This is a genomic window from Microvirga sp. P5_D2, from assembly GCF_054049475.1.
Genome location: NZ_JBFUMH010000053.1, coordinates 1 through 19,184, shown reverse-complemented (window position 1 = coordinate 19,184; position 19,184 = coordinate 1). Strand labels below are relative to the sequence as shown.

At 59.9% G+C, this 19,184-nt stretch carries 16 protein-coding genes and 1 pseudogene; 12 read left to right on the top strand and 5 right to left on the bottom strand.

Translation table 11 applies throughout. The annotated features are described in order from the left end of the window. Positions 1-345 precede the first annotated feature (345 nt). The 6 genes from ACXJKO_RS15245 (at position 346) to ACXJKO_RS15220 (ending at position 6,837) form a co-directional block, all read left to right on the top strand. A complete protein-coding gene (locus ACXJKO_RS15245) occupies positions 346-1,035 on the top strand; it encodes a CerR family C-terminal domain-containing protein (protein ID WP_457091935.1) in 690 nt (229 codons plus the stop codon). After that, on the top strand, positions 1,032-2,057 hold the full coding sequence (gene hlyD / locus ACXJKO_RS15240) for a secretion protein HlyD (protein ID WP_457091934.1): 1,026 nt from the start codon (positions 1,032-1,034) through the stop codon (positions 2,055-2,057). Before ACXJKO_RS15245 ends, hlyD begins: the two co-directional genes overlap by 4 nt. 93 nt (positions 2,058-2,150) lie before the next feature. After that, on the top strand, positions 2,151-3,881 hold the full coding sequence (locus ACXJKO_RS15235; RefSeq protein ID WP_457091946.1) for an ATP-binding cassette domain-containing protein: 1,731 nt from the start codon (positions 2,151-2,153) through the stop codon (positions 3,879-3,881). Further along, positions 3,878-5,002 carry an ABC transporter permease gene (locus ACXJKO_RS15230; protein WP_457091933.1) on the top strand — a complete coding sequence of 375 codons (1,125 nt, stop codon included), beginning with the start codon at positions 3,878-3,880 and terminating at the stop codon, positions 5,000-5,002. The genes ACXJKO_RS15235 and ACXJKO_RS15230 overlap by 4 nt, the downstream gene beginning before the upstream one ends. A 1-nt stretch (position 5,003) precedes the next feature. Beyond that, on the top strand, positions 5,004-6,113 hold the full coding sequence (locus ACXJKO_RS15225) for an ABC transporter permease (protein WP_457091932.1): 1,110 nt from the start codon (positions 5,004-5,006) through the stop codon (positions 6,111-6,113). Positions 6,114-6,429: 316 nt separating this feature from the next. Further along, positions 6,430-6,837: a DUF1236 domain-containing protein gene (locus ACXJKO_RS15220; RefSeq protein ID WP_457091931.1), complete on the top strand. Its 408-nt coding sequence runs from the start codon at positions 6,430-6,432 to the stop codon at positions 6,835-6,837. A gap of 66 nt (positions 6,838-6,903) precedes the next feature. Here ACXJKO_RS15220 and ACXJKO_RS15215 read toward each other — a convergent pair whose 3' ends face one another. The 5 genes from ACXJKO_RS15215 to ACXJKO_RS15195 all read right to left on the bottom strand — a co-directional run bounded on the left by ACXJKO_RS15215 (position 6,904) and on the right by ACXJKO_RS15195 (position 9,752). Beyond that, the gene (locus tag ACXJKO_RS15215; protein ID WP_457091930.1) at positions 6,904-7,131 is read right to left on the bottom strand and encodes a hypothetical protein; all 228 of its coding nucleotides are present in this window, start codon (positions 7,129-7,131) and stop codon (positions 6,904-6,906) included. Between the two features lie 37 nt (positions 7,132-7,168). Next, entirely contained in the window at positions 7,169-7,945 is a 777-nt protein-coding gene (locus ACXJKO_RS15210) for a LuxR C-terminal-related transcriptional regulator (RefSeq protein WP_457091929.1), read from the bottom strand. Between the two features lie 55 nt (positions 7,946-8,000). Further along, the gene (locus tag ACXJKO_RS15205; RefSeq protein WP_457091928.1) at positions 8,001-8,366 is read right to left on the bottom strand and encodes a DUF1236 domain-containing protein; all 366 of its coding nucleotides are present in this window, start codon (positions 8,364-8,366) and stop codon (positions 8,001-8,003) included. A gap of 98 nt (positions 8,367-8,464) precedes the next feature. Continuing rightward, complete coding sequence (locus tag ACXJKO_RS15200) at positions 8,465-9,229, bottom strand: anti-sigma factor family protein (protein ID WP_457091927.1); 765 nt, start codon at positions 9,227-9,229, stop codon at positions 8,465-8,467. Between the two features lie 31 nt (positions 9,230-9,260). Continuing rightward, positions 9,261-9,752, bottom strand: a complete 492-nt coding sequence (locus ACXJKO_RS15195; RefSeq protein ID WP_457091926.1) for an RNA polymerase sigma factor — start codon at positions 9,750-9,752, stop codon at positions 9,261-9,263. A 283-nt stretch (positions 9,753-10,035) separates the two neighbouring features. Here ACXJKO_RS15195 and ACXJKO_RS15190 point away from each other — a divergent pair, with 283 nt between their 5' ends. From ACXJKO_RS15190 to ACXJKO_RS15165, 6 genes and pseudogenes are all read left to right on the top strand, one after another. Continuing rightward, positions 10,036-12,027: a S8 family serine peptidase gene (locus ACXJKO_RS15190; protein ID WP_457091925.1), complete on the top strand. Its 1,992-nt coding sequence runs from the start codon at positions 10,036-10,038 to the stop codon at positions 12,025-12,027. A gap of 202 nt (positions 12,028-12,229) precedes the next feature. Next, positions 12,230-14,947, top strand: a complete 2,718-nt coding sequence (locus tag ACXJKO_RS15185; RefSeq protein ID WP_457091924.1) for an Ig-like domain-containing protein — start codon at positions 12,230-12,232, stop codon at positions 14,945-14,947. Positions 14,948-15,058: 111 nt separating this feature from the next. Continuing rightward, on the top strand, positions 15,059-17,245 hold the full coding sequence (locus tag ACXJKO_RS15180) for a CHASE2 domain-containing protein (protein ID WP_457091923.1): 2,187 nt from the start codon (positions 15,059-15,061) through the stop codon (positions 17,243-17,245). A gap of 91 nt (positions 17,246-17,336) precedes the next feature. Further along, positions 17,337-17,999 (top strand): peroxiredoxin, encoded by a 663-nt coding sequence (locus tag ACXJKO_RS15175; protein ID WP_457091922.1) that lies wholly within the window; start codon positions 17,337-17,339, stop codon positions 17,997-17,999. Positions 18,000-18,118: 119 nt separating this feature from the next. Next, a pseudogene (locus tag ACXJKO_RS15170) lies at positions 18,119-18,994 on the top strand (MBL fold metallo-hydrolase); the annotation flags it as partial. Positions 18,995-19,073: 79 nt separating this feature from the next. Beyond that, a partial coding sequence (locus ACXJKO_RS15165) for an IS630 transposase-related protein (protein WP_457091945.1) occupies positions 19,074-19,184 on the top strand: 111 nt, incomplete at its 3' end.

The following is a 19,184-nucleotide window of genomic DNA, read 5'->3' as shown; positions in this document are numbered from 1 at the left end:
GGCAGGGGTGAGGGAATGCGCTTTCCGGACACGRCATTCCCTCACCCGCCGCGCTGACGCGCACCACACCCAAAACCTTCACCCAATCGCTCTACCTCAACCACTGCACGCCAGAGAAAAGCTAGACGGGCATCCCGGATCGGCAACCGTTAGGGGTGCCGGGGGGCCCGGCGCCGCCGCAAAGAGTCTAACAGGCGAAGCTCGGCCTTAATCAAGATAACCGGCCATTCTTTGAGGGATTTGTGCGGAAGCGCACCTCCTCACACACACCCGACCTCGAAATTTAATTCAAATGATTGACTAAATCATTCAATCGAATTAAATTGACGTTACGTGAGGTGAACGATGGCGACGGCACAACAAACCAAGATAGTTCGCGGCGATCTGACCCGTGAGAAGCTTCTGAGCGCGTCCATCGATGTGTTCGGCCGATACGGCTTCGACGGAGCCACGACCCGGATGCTGACGGATACCGCCGGGGTGAACCAACAGGCCATCCCTTATTATTTCGGCAGCAAGGAAGGCCTCTATATCGCCACGGCCGAGTTCATCGCTCAGCAGATCGGCGTTCATGTGTCTCCCATGCGGGACAAGGTGAGGGGGCGCTTTTTCGAGGCGGACGAGGGTAGAAACCCTGTCGGTGTGGCGGAGGCCCGCGCTCTGCTCACGCAGATCGTCGAGACCGTGGCGGCTCTATTCGTCAGCGAACAATCGGAGCCTTGGGCCCGCTTCATCATCCGCGAACAGATGTATCCGACCGAGGCGTTCCGGCGCATCTACGATGCCATCATGAGCCCGATGTTCGATGTCGCGGGCCGGTTGGTGGGCATCCTGCTCTGTGATGATCCGTCGTCGGAGCATATTCGCCTGCGCACGCTCTCGCTCCTCGGCAGCGTGCTTGTCTTCCGCATGGCCCGCGCGGCCGTGATGGCCAAGCTTGGATGGTCATCCATCGGTCCGGAACAACTCTCTGCCATCCAAGCGCATGCCCGCGAGCTTGTTGCGGCACTCGGCCATGAAGGGTCCGTGTTATGAACAGGAAGAAGATCGCTGCGATCGTCCTGGCCCTCCTGCTTCTGGGCGGAGGTGCCGCGTGGTGGTTCAACGTGCCGACCCGGCTCGGCTGGGTCGAGGCGCGCCACGACACCACGACGCTTTATGGCAATGTCGATATCCGGCAGGTGCAACTCGGCTTCCGCGTGCAGGGGCGCATCGCCGAGGTCAAGGTGGACGAAGGCGATACAGTCAAAGCGGGCGACCTGATCGCACTGCTCGATGCAAAGCCTTACAGGGATGCTGTCGCTGCGGCTGAGGCGCAGGTCCAGTCCTTGCGCTCGACCCTTGAGAAGCTCGAGGCCGGCCCGCGCGAGGCGGAGATCGCGCGTTCGCGGGCTCTGCTCGCGGAGAGCCAGGCGGATTTGCAGAACGCCGAGCTGGCGCATGACAGAGCCGAGCGCCTGCGCCCGAATGGAGCCGTGTCCCAGGCGAGCCTCGATCAGGCCAGGGCATTGCGTGACATGGCTCGCGCCAGGGTGCAGTCGGCGCAGGAGGCCCTGAAGCTGTTGGAGGAGGGCAATCGACTGGAGGATATCTCAGCAGCCAGGGCCAATCTTCAGGCGGCCGAGGCTAGTCTGGAATCCAGCAGGACTTCTCTCGCAGATACGGAGCTGCGTGCGCCATCGGATGGCATCGTGCTCTCGCGTGTTCGAGAGGCAGGAGCCGTCGTCGCGCCGAGCGATATCGTTTACGCCATTTCACTGACCGGTGATGTGTGGGTGCGGGCTTACATTTCCGAGCCGGATCTGGGCCGCATTCATCCCGGCATGATCGTGGACGTCACGAGCGATACCACGCCTGACAAAGCATACAAGGGCCGCATCGGCTTCATCTCGCCCGTTGCTGAGTTCACGCCGAAATCTGTCGAGACGCCCGATCTGCGCACGGATCTCGTCTACCGCCTGCGCGTGATCATCGACGAGCCCGATACCGCCCTGCGCCAGGGCATGCCGGTGACGATCCGGCTCCCCGATGCGACATCAACCGCACGGACTGAATAAGGACCACCGACGTCGGTGACTGAAGGGATTGGAGCTGTGACCGAAACTCTTGCCCAGACTCCCGCTTATGCTGCTGAAGACAGGCCCGCGTTCATCCAGCTCAGCGATGTCACCAAGCGGTTCGGCTCCGCGCCTCCGGCTCTTGATGGCGTTTCCGGCATGATCCGCGGTGGCGAGATCACCGGCCTCGTCGGACCCGACGGTGCGGGCAAGACGACTCTGATCCGCCTGATGACCGGACTTATGGTGCCGGAATCTGGCTTGCTCAGCGTGCTCGGTTTCGACACGGCGAAACAGCCCGCCGACATTCAGGCTGCCATCGGCTACATGCCCCAGCGCTTCGGCCTCTATGAGGACCTGACGATTCAGGAGAACCTCGATCTTTATGCCGATCTGCGCGGCCTGCCGAAGGCCGAACGTCCGGCGGTGTTCGACGAACTCTTGACCTTCACCGATCTCAAGCGTTTCACCACCCGTCTCGCGGGCAAGCTATCGGGCGGCATGAAGCAGAAGCTTGGGCTTGCCTGCGCGCTACTGAAAAAGCCACGGCTGCTTCTTCTCGATGAACCCGGTGTCGGGGTCGATCCCATCTCGCGTCGCGAACTCTGGAAGATGGTGGAGAACCTGACGAAGGATGGCATCGGCGTCGTGTGGTCCACCGCCTATCTCGACGAGGCGGAGGCGTGCGACCGCGTTCTCCTGCTCAATCAGGGCAAGCTTCTGTTCGCCGGCAAGCCGGCGGATCTGACCTCGCGCGTCGATGGCCGCGTGTTTCGCCTGACGGGTATCGTCGGACGCCGGCGCCAGCTTCTTGCAAAGGCGTTGGGACAGGAAGGCGTCGTCGATGGCGTGATCCAGGGAGAGGCGATCAGGCTCGTCATGAAGCCGAACATGGTGCCGTCCGCAGCGATCCTTGCGGATGCCGGGCCGGAGGCAAAGGTCGAGAAGGCCCCTCCACGGTTCGAGGATGCTTTCGTGGACATGCTGGGCGGTGGACCCGGCGGATATTCCAAGCTCGCGGAAGAGACCCGCACCCTGCCTACGAGGGGCGACAAGCCCGTCATCGAAGCCCACGGCCTGACCAAACGCTTCGGCGATTTCACCGCATCCGACCACATCACCTTCGACATACCGCGCGGCCAGATCTTTGGGTTGCTTGGTCCCAATGGCGCCGGCAAGTCCACCACTTTCAAGATGCTCTGCGGCCTCTTGAAGCCGACGGAAGGCGAGGGGCGCGTGGCAGGGTTCGACCTGCGCCGGGATGGAGCGCAAGCCCGCAATACGCTCGGCTACATGGCGCAGAAATTCTCGCTCTATGGCGATCTCAGCGTGGGCCAGAATCTCGATTTCTTCGCTGGCGTATACGGATTGTCAGGACAGCATAGGCGCGAGCGCATTGCGCTGATGACCGAGATTTTTGACTTCAGGGCCCGCGTGGACATGTCCGCCAAAGATCTGCCTTTGGGCCTCAAGCAGCGTCTGGCGCTGGCCTGCGCGGTCATGCACGAGCCGCAGGTTCTTTTCCTCGATGAGCCGACCTCCGGTGTCGATCCCATCACCCGCCGCGAGTTCTGGAACCATATCAACGGACTGGTCGAAAAGGGCGTCACCGTTCTGGTGACCACGCATTTCATGGACGAGGCGGAATATTGCGACCGCATCTCGCTCATCTATCGCGGCCGCTCGATTGCCCTGGGCTCGCCCGATGAACTCAAGGCGGAGGTGGCCGATGCGGCAAATCCTGACCCGACGATGGAGGATGCCTTCATCGCTCTCATAGAAAAATCCGAGAGGAGCGAGACTGCCGAGAGGAGCGCTGCATGAGCGCATCCGATCACTCCCGCAGGCTTGCCACGCTGATCCGCAAGGAGATCTACCAGATCGTCCGTGATCCGAGCAGCATCCTGATCACGCTCATCCTGCCCGCCATCCTGCTCTTCCTGTTCGGCTATGCGGTCTCCCTCGATACCGCCCGCACCCGCATCGGCCTCGTGGTCGAGGATTCCACACCAGTGACCGAGGATCTTGCGGCGAGCTTTCAGGCGTCCCCTTATTTCGCCGTGACTTATGGCCGTGACCGGCGGCAGTTCGAAGACGATCTCGTACTCGGGCGCGTGCGCGGCATCGTCGTGATCCCCGCGACCTTCGCGGCCGATTTCGTTGCCGGACGAAAGCCCGCTCTCCAGGTCATCGTGGACGGCTCGGAGCCCAACAACGCCAACTTCGTGCAAAACTATACGCAGGGTACGGTCGCCACCTGGGCGGCGTTGCGCCGCTCGGCAGGTGTCGGCGAAGCGCCTCCGGTGACGGTCGAGCAACGTTTCTGGTTCAATCCGGAGCTGACGAGCCGCTTTTTTCTCGTGCCGGGCTCCATCGCCATCGTCATGACGCTCGTCGGAACGTTGCTGACATCCCTTGTCATCGCCCGCGAATGGGAGCGCGGCACGATGGAGGCGGTAATGGCGACGCCCGTCACCGCAACCGAACTTCTGTTCGGAAAGATCATTCCGTATTTCCTGCTCGGGCTGACGGCTATGACCCTTTGCCTGCTGCTCGCGGTCTTCGTCTTCGATGTGCCATTTCGCGGATCCCTCATCGCGCTCTATGCCCTGTGCGCGACATTCCTCATTCCGGCATTGGGGCAGGGGCTGTTGATCTCTGCCGTCACCAAGAACCAGTTTCTGGCGTCCCAGGTTGCCCTGATCACCGCCTTCCTGCCGGCCTTCCTTTTGTCGGGCTTTCTGTTCGAAATCGACTCGATGCCGCTCGTCATTCAGTGGATCACGGTGATCGTGCCCGCCCGCTACCTGATCCCGAGCCTCCAGACGGTGTTTCTGGCGGGAGACATCTGGCCGATGTTCGGGCGTGCCATCGCCATCATGCTGCTGATGGGGACGATCCTGTTCGTGCTCGCCGCCCGTAATATCCGCAAGAGGATCGCCTGATATGTGGTGGACACGTCTCAAGGCCCTGATCGTCAAGGAGCTGCTGGCGGTCTTGCGGGACCCCAAGGGACGCATCGTCCTGATCGTGCCGCCGATCATCCAGCTCGTCGTCTTTTCCTTCGCGGCGACCCTGGAAGTGCGCAACGTGGACATCATGGTGCTCAACCGAGATACGGGCCGCTGGGGCTACGAACTGGTGCAACGGATCGAGGGCTCTCCAACCTTTCGCACGGTTTCATTCACGGATTCACCTGACGTTCTTCATCAGGCGCTAGACCGACAAAAGGTCATCGCCGCCGTTCAGATATTCCCGAACTTCTCGCGCGAGGTGGAGGCGGGCCAGCCGACCGATGTCCAGATCATCCTCGATGGAAGGCGCTCCAACGCCGCGCAGATCGTGGGCGGCTATCTCAACCAGATCGTGGCCGGCCTGTCCGCCGATACGCCCGCCGGGAAACGGAACGTTAAGGTGGTCACGGTCGTGCCGCGCAACTGGTTCAATCCGAACCTGATCTACCAATGGTTCATGGTGCCGAACCTCATCGGCAGCATTGCACTTCTGATCGGCTTGATCGTCACCGCTCTATCCATCGCGCGCGAGCGGGAGCTCGGCACCTTCGACCAGCTCATGGTTTCGCCGCTCAGAACCCACGAGATCCTTATCGGCAAGCTGCTGCCGCCGATGATGATCGGGCTCGTACATATCACCATCTATATCCTAGCCGCCGTCGTGGTGTTCGGCATCCCGCTGCGCGGTTCCCTTATCCTGCTCTATGGCAGCTCGATCTTTTTCATGGCGTCCATCGTTGGCCTGGGGCTGTTCATTTCCGCGCTGTCGATGACGCAGCAGCAGGCGATCCTCGGCGCGTTCCTCGTCCTGGTTCCGGCGATGCTCCTCTCTGGGTTCGCGACACCCATCGAGAATATGCCGGAATGGCTGCAACCGGTTACCACCATCAACCCGCTGCGTTATTTCCTCGTGATCGTGCGCGGCGTTTTCCTGAAAGATATCCCGACCACCGAAGTGATCTCCCTCACGGTGCCTCTCGCGTTGATCGCGGTCGTGACGCTGGGAATGGCTGCATGGCTATTTCGAGCGAGGCTTGAGTAAGCGCTGCCTTCTACGAGTATCTTGAGCGAAGAGGGATAGCTGGAACTTCACGCACTCTCACGGGAATGGAAGACCTTAGGGGAGCCTCAACAAAGCGCTATGATATGCGTGAGTGAAGAAAATGACCGAGCGTCTACTTTTTCAGAAGCTTATAACTCGATGAATTTAAGCTAACAGATTTGTTAATGCTGTGTTCATAAATATGAATTCACAGGTTCGAAAAATTTATATTTGCTAAAACTTGAAACCGACTTGAGGCAATCGAGTTGAATAGGCAACGAGCAGCTTGCTCGGATCTGTAACTCGGGAGTTATCCATGTCGAAGAAGATCCTTTTGGCCGGTGTTCTCATGGCATCCTTCGTTCCTGGAATGGCTTTGGCTCAGGCTGGTGGGGCTGCGGCGGGCGGCGCTACGGGCGCGGCAGCCGGTGCCATCGTTGGAGGTCCGGTCGGTGCAGTGGTCGGTGGTGTCACGGGTGCCATCGCTGGCGGTATCGCCGATCAGCAGCGGACGGAGTTCCGCCAATATGTGACGACGCAGAAGGTGCCGTCCTATGCCTATCGTGAAGAAGTCCGCGTGGGCGCGGTCCTGCCTGAGTCTGGTGTGACCTACTATGAAGTTCCTGCAGATTACAAGGTGAAGGGCTACCGCTACACGGTGGTCAACGACACGCCGGTTCTGGTTGAGCCGAGCAGCCGTAAGATCGTGCAGGTCATTCGCTAAGTTAAATTTCAAAGAGCAGGAGAGGCGGCCTTGATGGCCGCCTCTTCTCGTATGGGCTCGACCGTTTCAGGATGATGTGGCCAAGGTTTTTCGCCTGGATTGAAGGATGATGACTTCGCTGCCCGGCGTGGGGCTTTGCGTGGAAGTCTCGAAGCGGGCGAACAATCTCTTGTCGATCGGGCATGAATAGACCCACTCGTCGTCATTAAGGAAAGCCGGAACGGGCATGTCCTCTGGAACGGCGCAGAACAGGTGGGCCTCGTCCTTATGACGGAACAGGTTGTAAGTGAGCATGATGAAGCCTCTGTCTGCTGGTAATGTCTGCACTCGATTATGGCCCGGCCGTTTCCAGTGACATGTTATGTGCCGCCCAGATGGCCGCTTGGGCACGGTTGCCGACACCGATCTTCTTGAGGATGGCCTTGACGTGAACCTTGATGGTCGCTTCCGCCACATTGAGCTTGCGCGCGATGACCTTGTTGGGCGCACCTTCCTTCAACCAGCTCAGCACCTGGGTCTCCCGGTTGGAAAGGAGTTGTTTGGGCGCGGGGCCAAAGGCCGGCTCGATGCCGAGATTGACTTCGGGCGGAGCCTCGGCCTCGCTCGCGGGCGCTGCGAGAGCTGCAAGGATCAGCTCCGACGAAACGACGACTTCTCCGAGCATGACGAGTTGCATGGAATGAAGCAGCACCTCAGGGTTGCTGCTCGTGAGACAAATTCCGTCCGCTCCGGCATTGCGAGCTGCCAGTACGGCACCGGCCTCGAGGTGATCGGTGAGAAGGATCACGCGCGCTTCGGAATTCAGTGCCTTCAAGTGAGTAATCAATTCAAATATTGCCAACGGACAATATTTTTCATCCACGATGAAAAGCTCAGGCGATGGATGCTCGATAGCAGAGTGTTGAGGCGGTCCGTAGATTGCGGCTCCCGACAGGACGAAGCCTGTGCCTTCAAAGAGCTGTTCCAGCCCCCTGCGAAGAAGAGGCCGAGGGTGGCCGCAAACGTGAACCGTGGTCACAGGCGCTTTCTGATCGTTCCCGCCAAGTGCCTCATTATCAAGTACCTTGTTTTTGAGTACCTTGTTCAAATGAGTGCGATCCGGTGACATGAGGACCTCTCCGTTCTCAGGATCCAAACCTTGTTTTCAGGATGCAGCACGTACATCACCGGATGATGTAGACGATCTGGCGAGATGCTGCGTCGACGATGACCCGTTGACCTTGCAGGACGGCATATCGGTAGGATTCGTGCCTGGGGACTGCATAAAGCGTCATTTCCTCGGGAAGAACTTCACCAACACCGAGATATGGCGGCTCCTGACTGTCTACGGAAGCTTCCGACCAGGTCTGCTGCTGGTCGCCGCTCTGCAAATGTGACCTGATCGTTCGGACCATCTTGACGGCCCCGGTAAGTGTGCCGGCCATGGCAGGAGACACATTGGAGCGATCCGAGGCTGTCCCGGATTCATCCAATGTCGCCATGGCTCCCAGTGAGAACACGACGAACACCAGGACGAGTACTATCCGCATTGTGGATCTCCTTACGCCTGCCTAAATGCAAAACGGATGGCGACCCGGGTTATTCCAGCACTGAAGAAAATTTCCGCAGCCGTAGGAGCGGCGTTGCCCTATCGTCCTACTCGCACCTGGTTCAAAGCCTGTGCTTCCGCAGCGTCCACGAGCGGTTCGCCGGCACCGGCGCTTTTGAGATAGCTTGCCATGAGGTCCGATCCGTCACTGGGGACGTAGCCTTCCTGGGCTGTGGCCGATGCAACGGCGAAAGTCACCGTCCAGCCATCCGCGTGGCAGGCGATGGCATCTGACGATCCCGCGGAGACCTGAAGCCTGAACTCCCGGCATAGGGATCCATTCGCCACGCGGAAGGTCGAGATCACCCGCATTCGCCCGAAGGGCAGGGCCTGCTCCTGACCGGATGCACTTTCGCTCAAGACACGGCTGATTTCCGGGTCCGATAGTTGCGCGATGGGACCGGGAGACTGTGAGGAGGTGCCTTGTCGACCCGCCATATATCCGATCGCTGCAAAGGCGAGGGCGGCGACGCCCGCTGCCATGGCGAACCCGATGGACCAGTGCCCCCTGGCAGATGCTTGCCGCGAGGCTGGCGCCTCCAGCGGTGCCTGGGGCTGAAGCGGTGCCTCGAAGCGCTCGATCTGAGCCAGCACCGCGGCCTTCAGTTCAGGCGGGACATCGGGCAATGCTTCCTCGGGATACGCCAGCCGGATCATGCGGCGGCTGCGCAGGAAGCCTGCAATGCGCTGCGCGATGGCTGGGTCTTTCGCCATGGCCTGCTCGACGGAGGCGGCGATTGTCTCGTCCAGCTCTCCGTCGGCAAAGGCCATGAGGATCTCATCGTTGAAATGAAATTGTGCCATCGGCATCACCCCGTAATCTCTTTTTGAGCCGTCAGGCGGCGTCCGTCATCTCGACGAGCCGCTTGCGGGCTCTGGCGAGACGGCTCATCACGGTTCCAATCGGAACACCCAACAAATCTGCTGCCTCGCGGTAGGCCAGGTCCTCGACGCAGACGAGAAGCAGAACCTCCCGCTGGTCCGACGGCAGGGCATTGATGCATTGCTGGACCTCGGCCAGCATCAGCTTGCTCAGGGCCGGTTCCTCACCCCTGTCGCCGACGATCTCCGTCTGCACCGTGACATCCTCGCTCATGCCCTCAGTCCTCGTTCGCCTCAGGTGGTCGATCCAGTTGTTGCGGAGGATGCGAAAAACCCACGCGTCGAGGCGTGTCCCAGGCGTCCAGCTGGCTGCATGAGCAAGTGCGCGCTCGCAGGCGCTCTGCACAAGATCGTCCGCCAGGGAGGGCGAGCGGCAGAGCACAAGCGCGAAGCGCCTCAGCCGTGGCAGCAGCGCCACTAGTTCCTGTCCGATGGCTGTCGGCATCCTTTCTCCGCGTGGCCCTTTGTTCATCAAAACGGATACTGGCCCATTTTATTCCTGACGTTGCCTGCAATCTTTACAGCGTCGTCGTTGGATACAAATCCGGACTGCGTCGTTATCAATATTGGTTTGCCTTGGCGTATGCCCAGGCGAGCCCAATCGTCTTTCTCGTTGGGGCGCGAGCGCCCGGATTGCATCCGAGAGGGATGTAACTGGGTATCATTTTTCGGCTCATGCGTGTTTCTTGTCTCTCACGCGGGCCGGAAAGGACTTGTAAGGAACGGGCATGGCGCGTGCGTGGCGATATTTCGTTATCCTGGCTGGTGGCGCGGCGATTGCCGCACCCGTTCAAGTGCAGTTCGATGGCGGAACAGGCGCCAACCTTCACATCAAGCCGTCGCTCGCCCTCGCGAAGGGAGGTGGCGGGGGAAATGGGAACGGCGGCGGAAATGGCAACAATGGCAACTCCGGAAATGGCAATTCCGGAAATGGTAACGGTGGTGGGAAGGGTGGCGACGGCGGTCGCGGCAATGGCGGGGGGAACGGCAATCCAGGCAATTCGGGCAATGGAAATAGCGGGGGCAGAAGCAGCGACAGTGGTAACGGTAATTCCGGCAATGGGCGAGGCGCCGGCGATGGCAATCAAGGCAACTCCGGAAAAAGCGCAGGCGGCGCTGGTAGCTTAGGCGGTGGTGCAAGCGGCGGCGTCGGAAATGGCGGAAACAGCGCTTCGAGCGGCAACAATGGTAACGGGGGCAGCAAGAGCAATGGCGCCAGGTCCGCAGGAGGCTCGCATAGAAACAAAGCGGACGGCACGCCGGGCAAGTCGCGTGAGGCGCCGGGACAAGCACGCAAGGCCGCCAAAACACCGCAGACGGTCGAAGTCGTGAAAATCCAGCTCACCGCCAAGGTGAAGGAGGTTCATGTCGACGCGGTCCAAGACACCAAGTCCACAAGCCGTGGACAAAGCAGAACTGCAGATAGAAAGGGCAATGCATCCCGCGACGCAGGAAAGGCTGCTTCCGGTGCTCAAGCTCGGGGTGTGACCGGTCAAGGTAGTGTCTCTCGCACAGCCGCCCCGATCAATGATCAYATCGAGCCGCTCGGCTCGCCCTCGAAGCCGCGCCAATCACGAAACTCGATCGTCGTGGCAGGTCTCTCCGAGCAGGATCTGGCCAGACTTGCGGCCTCGGGTCTGCTGGCTACGTCACAAACGCGTGGCGTGATCTCTTCCCGCATCGTTCGGCTGAATCTTCCCAAAGGCATGTCCATCGCGCAGGCCCGACGCGCCGTTCAGCGGGTCAATCTGCAGGCATCGGCTGATCTGGATACATTTTATTATGTTGATGAAGGTGCGCCCGCTTGTTCGGCGCCTGGTTGCGACGCCTCCATCCTGGTCGGCTGGACTCCTCCTGCCGTCGATGAATGCGCGGCCCCACCGAAAATCGGGCTCATCGATACCGGCATCCGTCTCGATCACGACGCTTTGAAAGGACAATCCATTGAGGTTGTGGACACTTCCGACGCGCCGGAGGGCAATTCCTCGAAGGATCATGGCACGGCCATCGCGGCGCTGCTCGTCGGGCGCGCGGGGAGCGCGGCACCAGGGTTGATGCCGCGGGCGAAGCTCGTTGCGGTCGATGCGTTTTCCAAAGTAAGCGGCACTGCCGATAGAGCGGATGTGCTCTCGCTAGTCAGAGCGATCGAGGCTCTTGCGGATCGTGGCGTAAAGATCGTCAACCTCAGCCTGTCAGGACCGCCGAACGAGGTTCTTAAAGACGCAATCAATGCCGCACGCGCGCAGGGAATTATCCTTGTGGCCGCTGCCGGCAACAATGGCGCGGGTGCCGAGCCGTCCTACCCCGCAGCTTATCCCGGCGTGATCGCCGTAACGGCTGTAGATCGGGAACTCAAGGTCTACCGCCGCGCAACCCATGGCCAGTATGTGACTTTCGCGGCGCCCGGTGTCGAGATCCAAACGGCACAAGCTAATGGTGGAAGCGCTGCGAAGAGTGGAACGTCTTATGCGGTTCCCTTCGTCTCCGCTGCCATGGCAATGGTGCGATCCACTCATCCCGAAGCCGATGCCGAGAACCTTCAGAAGCAATTGCAGGACGGCACGCGCGACCTCGGCGAGCCCGGGCGGGACGCCACCTTCGGCTACGGCCTCGTGCAGATGACGAACCTATGCACCGCGCCGGATGCGATGCCCATTCCCGTGGCTGGCGGAGTGACATCCAAGGCAACTATTCATCAGGAAAGCACCGATATGCCGTAATCACGCTAATTGCTCTTTTGGCCGAGAAGAAGTGAGGTCTCTCTGTGAGTACTCCCTAATATTTCAATATATTCGTGTCGCCAGAGAAGGAACATTGATAGAATCGACCAGTATTAAAATCAGTTGTCGAGCCTCTGAGATTTGATTCTCGTAGGAATGTCTTGGTGAAACAGGTATCATTCACCGAACAGAGGGCTCGGCCGTGCTTCAATCCGCGGTTGGCAGCATCTACGACATTCAAATCGATGCCGCGGAGGCGTCGAGCCGTCATGCTGACTCCCAGAAGCCCATCGTTTTCCCCGACAAAGACCTTCTCTTCACCGGGGATTTCAAACGGTCCGGATCCGATCTCGTTCTCAACGGGCAGGATGCGACGGCCATCATCCTGAACTACTTCACGGGAGAGCGGCGCCCGGGCCTCACCACACCCGAGGGCGCCAGCTTGACGGGAGACACCGTCGAGGCGCTGACGGCGGATGAGCAGCCGGTGCGCTATGCCCAAGCTGCCCAGGCTGCCGATCTGGCAGGGTCGCGGCCTCCGATCGGCCGTGTGGAGAAAGTATCCGGCTCCGTAACGGTTCTGCGGAACGGCGTTCCTGTCGAGCTACGCTTAGGCGACACTGTCGTCAAAGGGGATGTCGTTCAGACAGGATCGAATGCAACGGTTGCGATCCGGTTCAATGACGGAACCGTGTTTCTTCTGTCCGCCGATGCGCGCATCGTCCTCAATGACATGGTCTATGCAGCAGGATCGACGTCCAACTCGACGCTAATCACGCTCGTTCAAGGTGTCATCGGCTTCGTGGCGGGGCAGATCGCCAAGACCGGCGACATGAAGGTCGATACGCCCGTCGCCACTATGGCGATCCGGGGAACCGCCGTTCAGGCCGAAATCTCGGCATTGAGCGGGGTTACGAAGGTCTCCGTTCTGACCGAGCCGGATGGAAGCGTCGGTCATGTCGTTCTCCTGGACAGGAACAATCACTCCCGGGTGCTCACATCGGTCTCGGACCCCCGTGTGGCGACCCTGCTGACGCCTGTCGCCGCCGCCGAACCACAGATTACGCAGATCACGAAAACGGCCGACGATCTTCGTGGCGACAACGATTTCGTAAAAAACCTCTTCCAGGTCTTCACGCCCCAGCCGCAGAGGAGGGGAAGTAGCGACACTGATCATGAACTGATCATTCCGGCGAATTTCCAAATGTCGATCGATCCTCCCGATCAGACACCGCTCAACATCAGGTTTATCATGCCGGAGCGTTCGGAAATCCGCGATCAGATCACGCCGATCACTCCGTCCCTTCCGGAGCCACTGCGTGGCCGGGCCGTTGAGGATGGGCCACTCGCGCGGCTCGCCGCCGTGACGGATTTCGGCACTTCGTCTTCCGGCGCAGCCGAGCCGCTCGTGATCCTGCCAGCATCCCTGCCGTCGGGCGTGAGATACATTGAAAGCTCACACAGCTTCTATCTCGATCCTTCCCATCCGGCCTATCAGCATCTGGGCCAGGGAGAGACCGAGACCATCACTGTCAACTACACTCTCCTGATCGATGGCGCACGCGTTCCAACTTCGGCTTCCTGGACCATCTCGGGCCGAAACGACGCTCCTGTCGCAGCCGATGATTCCCTTCCCAATGTCGCCGAGACCGGACAAACTATCCTGAACGTTCGTGGCAACGATCACGATATGGATGGAGATACCCTTCGTGTCACGGGTTGGACGTCTCCCCTCGAAGGCACGGTTCATTTCGATACATCGGGGAATCTGGTTTTCGATCCCGGCGACGATTTCGAAGCACTGAGCGCCGGTCAAACCGCGACGATTACCTTCAACTACACAGTTTCCGACGCAAAAGGGGGGACCGGTAACGCCAATGCGACCCTGACAGTGACAGGATCGGGAACATTCTCAGCCGCCCAGAAAACGGCTTCGGCGAGCGGTACGATTGAGTTCAACGATCAGGCTGTTGCGCTCACCATGGCCGCGCAGTCTGCGACGACCACGCCGACGACGGATCTCGACATCGCCATCAGCCTCGGCCCAGTCGTGCAGCCGCAGATGAACGTTCTCTACCTCGTCGATGTCTCCGGCAGCACATCCGAAAAATTCGATGGGGCACGGGTCGGCGATTTGAACAATGACGGCCATTCGAACACCATATTGGATGCGGAAATCGCGGGCCTTATCGCGTTGACCCAGCGCATCCGCGATCTCGGCTTTTCTCCTTATGACGTCTCGATCACTGTCATTCCCTTCAATGGCGCTGCCGACCCGACTTCCGGCTCGGGCTCGCATGAACTGCCCACAGCGGCTGCCACTTTCAATCTTGGGGGCGCAGGAGACGGGACGATTGCGAATTACCTGAAGAGTCTCGATGCCGGTGGAGAGACGAACTTTGCCGAGGCTTTACGGGCCGCCAATGTCAAATTGCAGGACTTGGATCAGGGCAATGAGACAAACATACTGTATTTCCTTTCCGACGGCTCCGGGCAGGGATCGACCGAGGGCGAGCTTGCGAGGCTGAACAATGAGTTCGGTGCCCAGATCGCCGCAATCGGCATTGGAGCGGAGGCTGACCTTTCGCGGCTGGACGCCATCGACAATACAGACGGAGCGTCGCGCCTGGTCTCACCGCATCAAATCGAGACGGCTGTTCTGGGCGTGCCGCTCAAACGGGGGGATATCGCCGATGTCGATGTTTTCGTGAACGGCAGGGAGATCGTCGAGGTCGGCCGGGAGGATCTCATCGCGACATCTCAAGGCTGGTCGCTCGATCTCTCGATCGGAGGGCTGAACCGCATCGTGGGCGGCCAGAACAACGTCGCCGCCGTCGTCACCTTCACGAGTGGAGAAGTGTTGAGAACGGAGCTGACCATCGAAGGCGCGCTGCCGCGCTCCACCGACTTCGTCCTGTGAGGCGCCGATGCTTTTGCGGATTGTCCCGTCAGATATCTTTCATGGCAACCTGATGGGATCAACGGAGCGCCCACATCATCCGGATAATCGGGAGACAGCTGAGGGGCCATCATGACGTCCCTCCTGAGAGGCATGCGTCGCATCGGCATGGGGCGCATCGTCGGCCTCTTGCTTCTCTTCGAACTCCTGGCGCTTCGGGTTTGGGACCCGGGGCCYATCGAGGCCCTTCGCCATAAGTCCTTCGACATTTATCAGATGCTGCATCCGCGCGATGCGCACGACGAGCTCGTGACCATCGTCGATATCGACGAACGAAGCCTGCGGGCCTTGGGACAATGGCCGTGGCCGCGAACGTTGATGGCCGATATGGTCTCGAAGATCGCCGAACGCGGCAGCATCGTGATCGGATTCGACGTGCTGTTCCCCGAGCCGGACCGCAGCTCGCCGGAAGTCGCGGCCGAGACGTTTCAGGGGATAGACGAGAGCACGCGGGAAACACTCCGGCACCTGCCCAGTAACGACGTCATCTTTGCCGAAGCCATTCGGGCGTCGAACGTCGTGCTCGGGCAATCGGGCTATCGGGTCTCGGGAGCGGCACCGGTCGCTCAGCCCTCATCTCAATCGGGCATCGCGACTCTGGGGCTCGATCCGCGCCCCTTCCTGACCGATTTTCCACACCTGCTGCGGAATCTGCCCGTGCTCGACGAGGCGGCGCGGGGGCACGGCATCTATTCGATGAATCCTGAGCTGGACGGCACTGTCCGCCGCGTTCCCCTTGTCGCCCTCGCGAACGGCGTCGTCGTTCCCTCCCTTGCTCTTGAGATGCTGCGCGTCACCGCAGGGTCAGGGGCCACCCTGATCAAGACGGACGCGAGCGGCGTACGCAGCGTCGGCGTTCAGGATCTGGAAATTCCGACAGACGGCAAAGGGCGGATCTGGATTCATTTCGCACCTCACGATCCCGCACGATACATCTCCGCCATCGATCTTCTCGAAGGCCGGGTGCCCGCCGAGCGCATCGCAGGCAAGATGGTGCTGATCGGAACCTCCGCCGCCGGTCTTCTGGACCTCAAGGTCACTCCCGTTCACCCGGCGCTTCCAGGCGTCGAACTGCATGCCCAGCTTCTGGAGAGCGCGCTCACGGGCGCGACCTTGAGCCGGCCAAGTTACACGGCCGTTGTCGAACTTGCCCTCGCGACCATCCTGAGCCTGATCCTGATTGCCTCTGCGCCGAGGGTTGATGCGGGAACGCTCTTCGTGCTCGGCGGCATGACCGCCGTCGTGACTCTCGGGCTCTCCTGGTATTGTTTCACCTATCTCCATCTCCTGATCGACTACACGTTTCCCTTGATCTCGAGCCTTTTGGTTTATGCGGTTCTGGTGTGCACCAACTACGTGACCGTTTCGGCCGACCGCTACCGGATCAGGTCCGCATTCAGCCAGTATCTTTCCCCCGATCTGGTCGAGCAGCTGGCGCAGAAGCCTGAGAAACTGACGCTCGGCGGAGAGCAGCGCGAKTTGACCGTTCTCTTCTCGGATGTTCGCGGCTTCACGACCATTGCCGAATATTACAAGGACGATCCGCAAGGGTTGACCGCTCTCATCAACCGGCTCTTCACGCCGCTCACCCGGGACATCATGGAGCGTCATGGAACCATCGATAAGTATATGGGCGATGCGATCATGGCCTTCTGGAATGCGCCGCTCGACGATGCATCTCATGAGGTGAATGCCTGCGAGGCGTCTCTTGCGATGCTGGACAGCCTTCGTGAACTCAATGAGCACCACCAGAACGAGGCTGCCGACGACAAGCCGGTTCCGCCGCTCAATATCGGCATCGGCCTGAACACGGGCCTTTGCGTCGTCGGCAATTTCGGCTCCGACCTGCATTTCAATTATTCGGCGATAGGCGACTCCGTGAATCTGGCCTCTCGCCTCGAAGGCCTGACAAAGCAATACGGTGTTCCCATCATCACGGGTGAGAAGACGGCCATGGCGGTTCGCCACCGGTTTGCGGTGCTTGAAATCGACTACATGCGGGTCAGGGGAAAGAATGAGCTGGAGCGGATCTTCACGGTCCTAGGACGTGCGGATGTCGCCTTGGGGCCAAATTTTCTGACGTTGAACGAGCGAAACTCCGCGATGCTCGATGCCTATCGCAGCCATGAGTGGCAGCGAGCCCTTGAGATCATTCTGCTTTGCAGGGATCTGGGCAAAAATTTTGGGCTCGATGAATATTACGATCTCTACATTCAGCGGATCCGGCATCAGATCGATACGCCTTTGTCAGCCACTTGATATTGCCAAGCTATCCCTTTGCGCGCCTTCACCGCGCTTTTTTTCAGAGTTAGCTTCATCCCCAGCATAAGATCGGCAGCAGGAGGCTTTCATGACACTCCAAATTGGCGAAGTCGCGCCCGATTTCGAGGCGGAAACGACGGACGGACGGATCAGCTTCCATGAGTGGATCGGCGATGCCTGGTGCGTACTCTTTTCACATCCAAAGGATTTCACGCCGGTCTGCACGACCGAACTGGGCTATATGGCCAAGATCAAGCCCGAGTTCGACCGGCGCAACGTCAAGATCATCGGGTTGAGTGTCGATCCTGTCGGCAATCACGCGCGATGGGCTGAGGACATCAGGGAAACGCAAGGCCATGCACCGAACTACCCAATGATCGGCGACCAGGATCTTTCGATCTCAAAGCTCTATGGAATGCTGCCCGCGACCGTAAGCGGTAGCTCCGAGGGGAGAACACCTGCGGATAACCAGACCGTGCGCAATGTCTTCGTGATCGGTCCCGACAAGAAGATCAAGCTCGTCCTTGTCTATCCGATGACGACAGGCCGCAATTTCGATGAGGTGCTCCGCGTCATCGACTCCCTCCAGCTGACGGCGCAGCACCGGGTCGCGACCCCCGTCAACTGGAAGCAGGGAGAGGATGTGATCATCGCGGGCTCGGTCTCGGACGAAGAGGCCAACAAGATCTATCCGGGAGGCTGGAAATCCCCGAAGCCTTACATCCGGATTGTGCCGCAGCCGCGATCCTGATTAGGATGCTTGTCCGGCGGCTGGGGTAAAATACCGGTCGCAGACGCGGTTGCGCCAAACGAGCAGGGGTCATGAGCACAGCGCCTTTAACCCAACCGGCCGGTGAGCAATCCAGGGGTCGGCCTCAGGTCGATGCCTTCTTCGAACGACGGACCTGTAGCGTTCAATATGTCGTGTCCGATCCCGAGACGCGGCGCTGCGCCATCATCGATCCGGTGCTCGATTACGACGAGAAATCGGGATCGGTTGCAACCTGGTCCGCCGATGCCCTGCTGGCTTTCGTGCGTGAGCACGATCTCACGGTCGAGTGGATTCTCGATACACACCCTCACGCGGACCACTTTTCCGCTGCCGCTTATCTGAAGGAGAAAACCGGTGCGCAGACCGCCATCGGAGACCGGGTGGTGGAGGTGCAGCAGCTCTGGAAGAAGATTTACAATCTTCCGAACAGCCTTGCGACGGACGGTTCGCAATGGGACCGCCTGTTCGCTGATGGCGATGTTTTCCAGATCGGCTCAATGGATGTGCGGGTCATCTTTTCTCCCGGCCACACTCTTGCTTCGATCACCTATGTGATCGGTGATGCGGCGTTCATTCACGACACGCTGTTCATGCCCGATTTCGGCACAGCGCGATGCGATTTTCCAGGCGGGGATGCGCGCGCCATGTGGCGCACCATTCAGAAAATCCTCAGCCTGCCGGACGATACGCGCCTATATCCCGGCCATGACTATATGCCTGGTGGACGCGCCCCGGCTTGGGAGAGCACGGTCGGCCAGCAAAAGGCGGAGAATGTTCACCTCTTGAAGGCCCGCGACGAAGAAGAGTTCGTCGCGTTGCGCCAGGCCAGGGATGCCAAGCTGCCGATGCCGAAGCTGATCCTGCACGCTCTTCAGGTGAACATGGCAGGCGGCCGGTTGCCTGCGCCGGAGGAGAATGGAAAGCGCTACCTCAAGATCCCACTCGACGCGTTACCCGGCGCAGTATGGGATTAAAGCATCGGACTGGAAATTCGACTCCTGGGTTTTGGCCTGGTGCGATCTGTGATTCACTTGCTGGAACGGGAGGTGGATCATGGGTCACTGCTATTCTCTCGATCTTCGGGTGCGGGTCGCCGACTTTGTCGAGGCGGGCCATTCCTGCCGGGCGGCGGCAGGGCACTTTGCCGTCAGCGAGAGCTTCGCC

Bases quoted from the DNA above. Each gene is read 5' to 3' on its own strand.
- ACXJKO_RS15225 (WP_457091932.1), top strand. From the start codon at position 5,004: ATGTGGTGGACACGTCTCAAGGCCCTGATCGTCAAGGAGCTGCTGGCG.
- ACXJKO_RS15230 (WP_457091933.1), top strand. From the start codon at position 3,878: ATGAGCGCATCCGATCACTCCCGCAGGCTTGCCACGCTGATCCGCAAG.
- ACXJKO_RS15245 (WP_457091935.1), top strand. From the start codon at position 346: ATGGCGACGGCACAACAAACCAAGATAGTTCGCGGCGATCTGACCCGT.
- ACXJKO_RS15175 (WP_457091922.1), top strand. From the start codon at position 17,337: ATGACACTCCAAATTGGCGAAGTCGCGCCCGATTTCGAGGCGGAAACG.
- ACXJKO_RS15200 (WP_457091927.1), bottom strand. From the start codon at position 9,229: ATGGCACAATTTCATTTCAACGATGAGATCCTCATGGCCTTTGCCGAC.
- ACXJKO_RS15210 (WP_457091929.1), bottom strand. From the start codon at position 7,945: ATGTCACCGGATCGCACTCATTTGAACAAGGTACTCAAAAACAAGGTA.
- ACXJKO_RS15195 (WP_457091926.1), bottom strand. From the start codon at position 9,752: ATGCCGACAGCCATCGGACAGGAACTAGTGGCGCTGCTGCCACGGCTG.
- ACXJKO_RS15205 (WP_457091928.1), bottom strand. From the start codon at position 8,366: ATGCGGATAGTACTCGTCCTGGTGTTCGTCGTGTTCTCACTGGGAGCC.
- ACXJKO_RS15220 (WP_457091931.1), top strand. From the start codon at position 6,430: ATGTCGAAGAAGATCCTTTTGGCCGGTGTTCTCATGGCATCCTTCGTT.
- hlyD (WP_457091934.1), top strand. From the start codon at position 1,032: ATGAACAGGAAGAAGATCGCTGCGATCGTCCTGGCCCTCCTGCTTCTG.
- ACXJKO_RS15215 (WP_457091930.1), bottom strand. From the start codon at position 7,131: ATGCTCACTTACAACCTGTTCCGTCATAAGGACGAGGCCCACCTGTTC.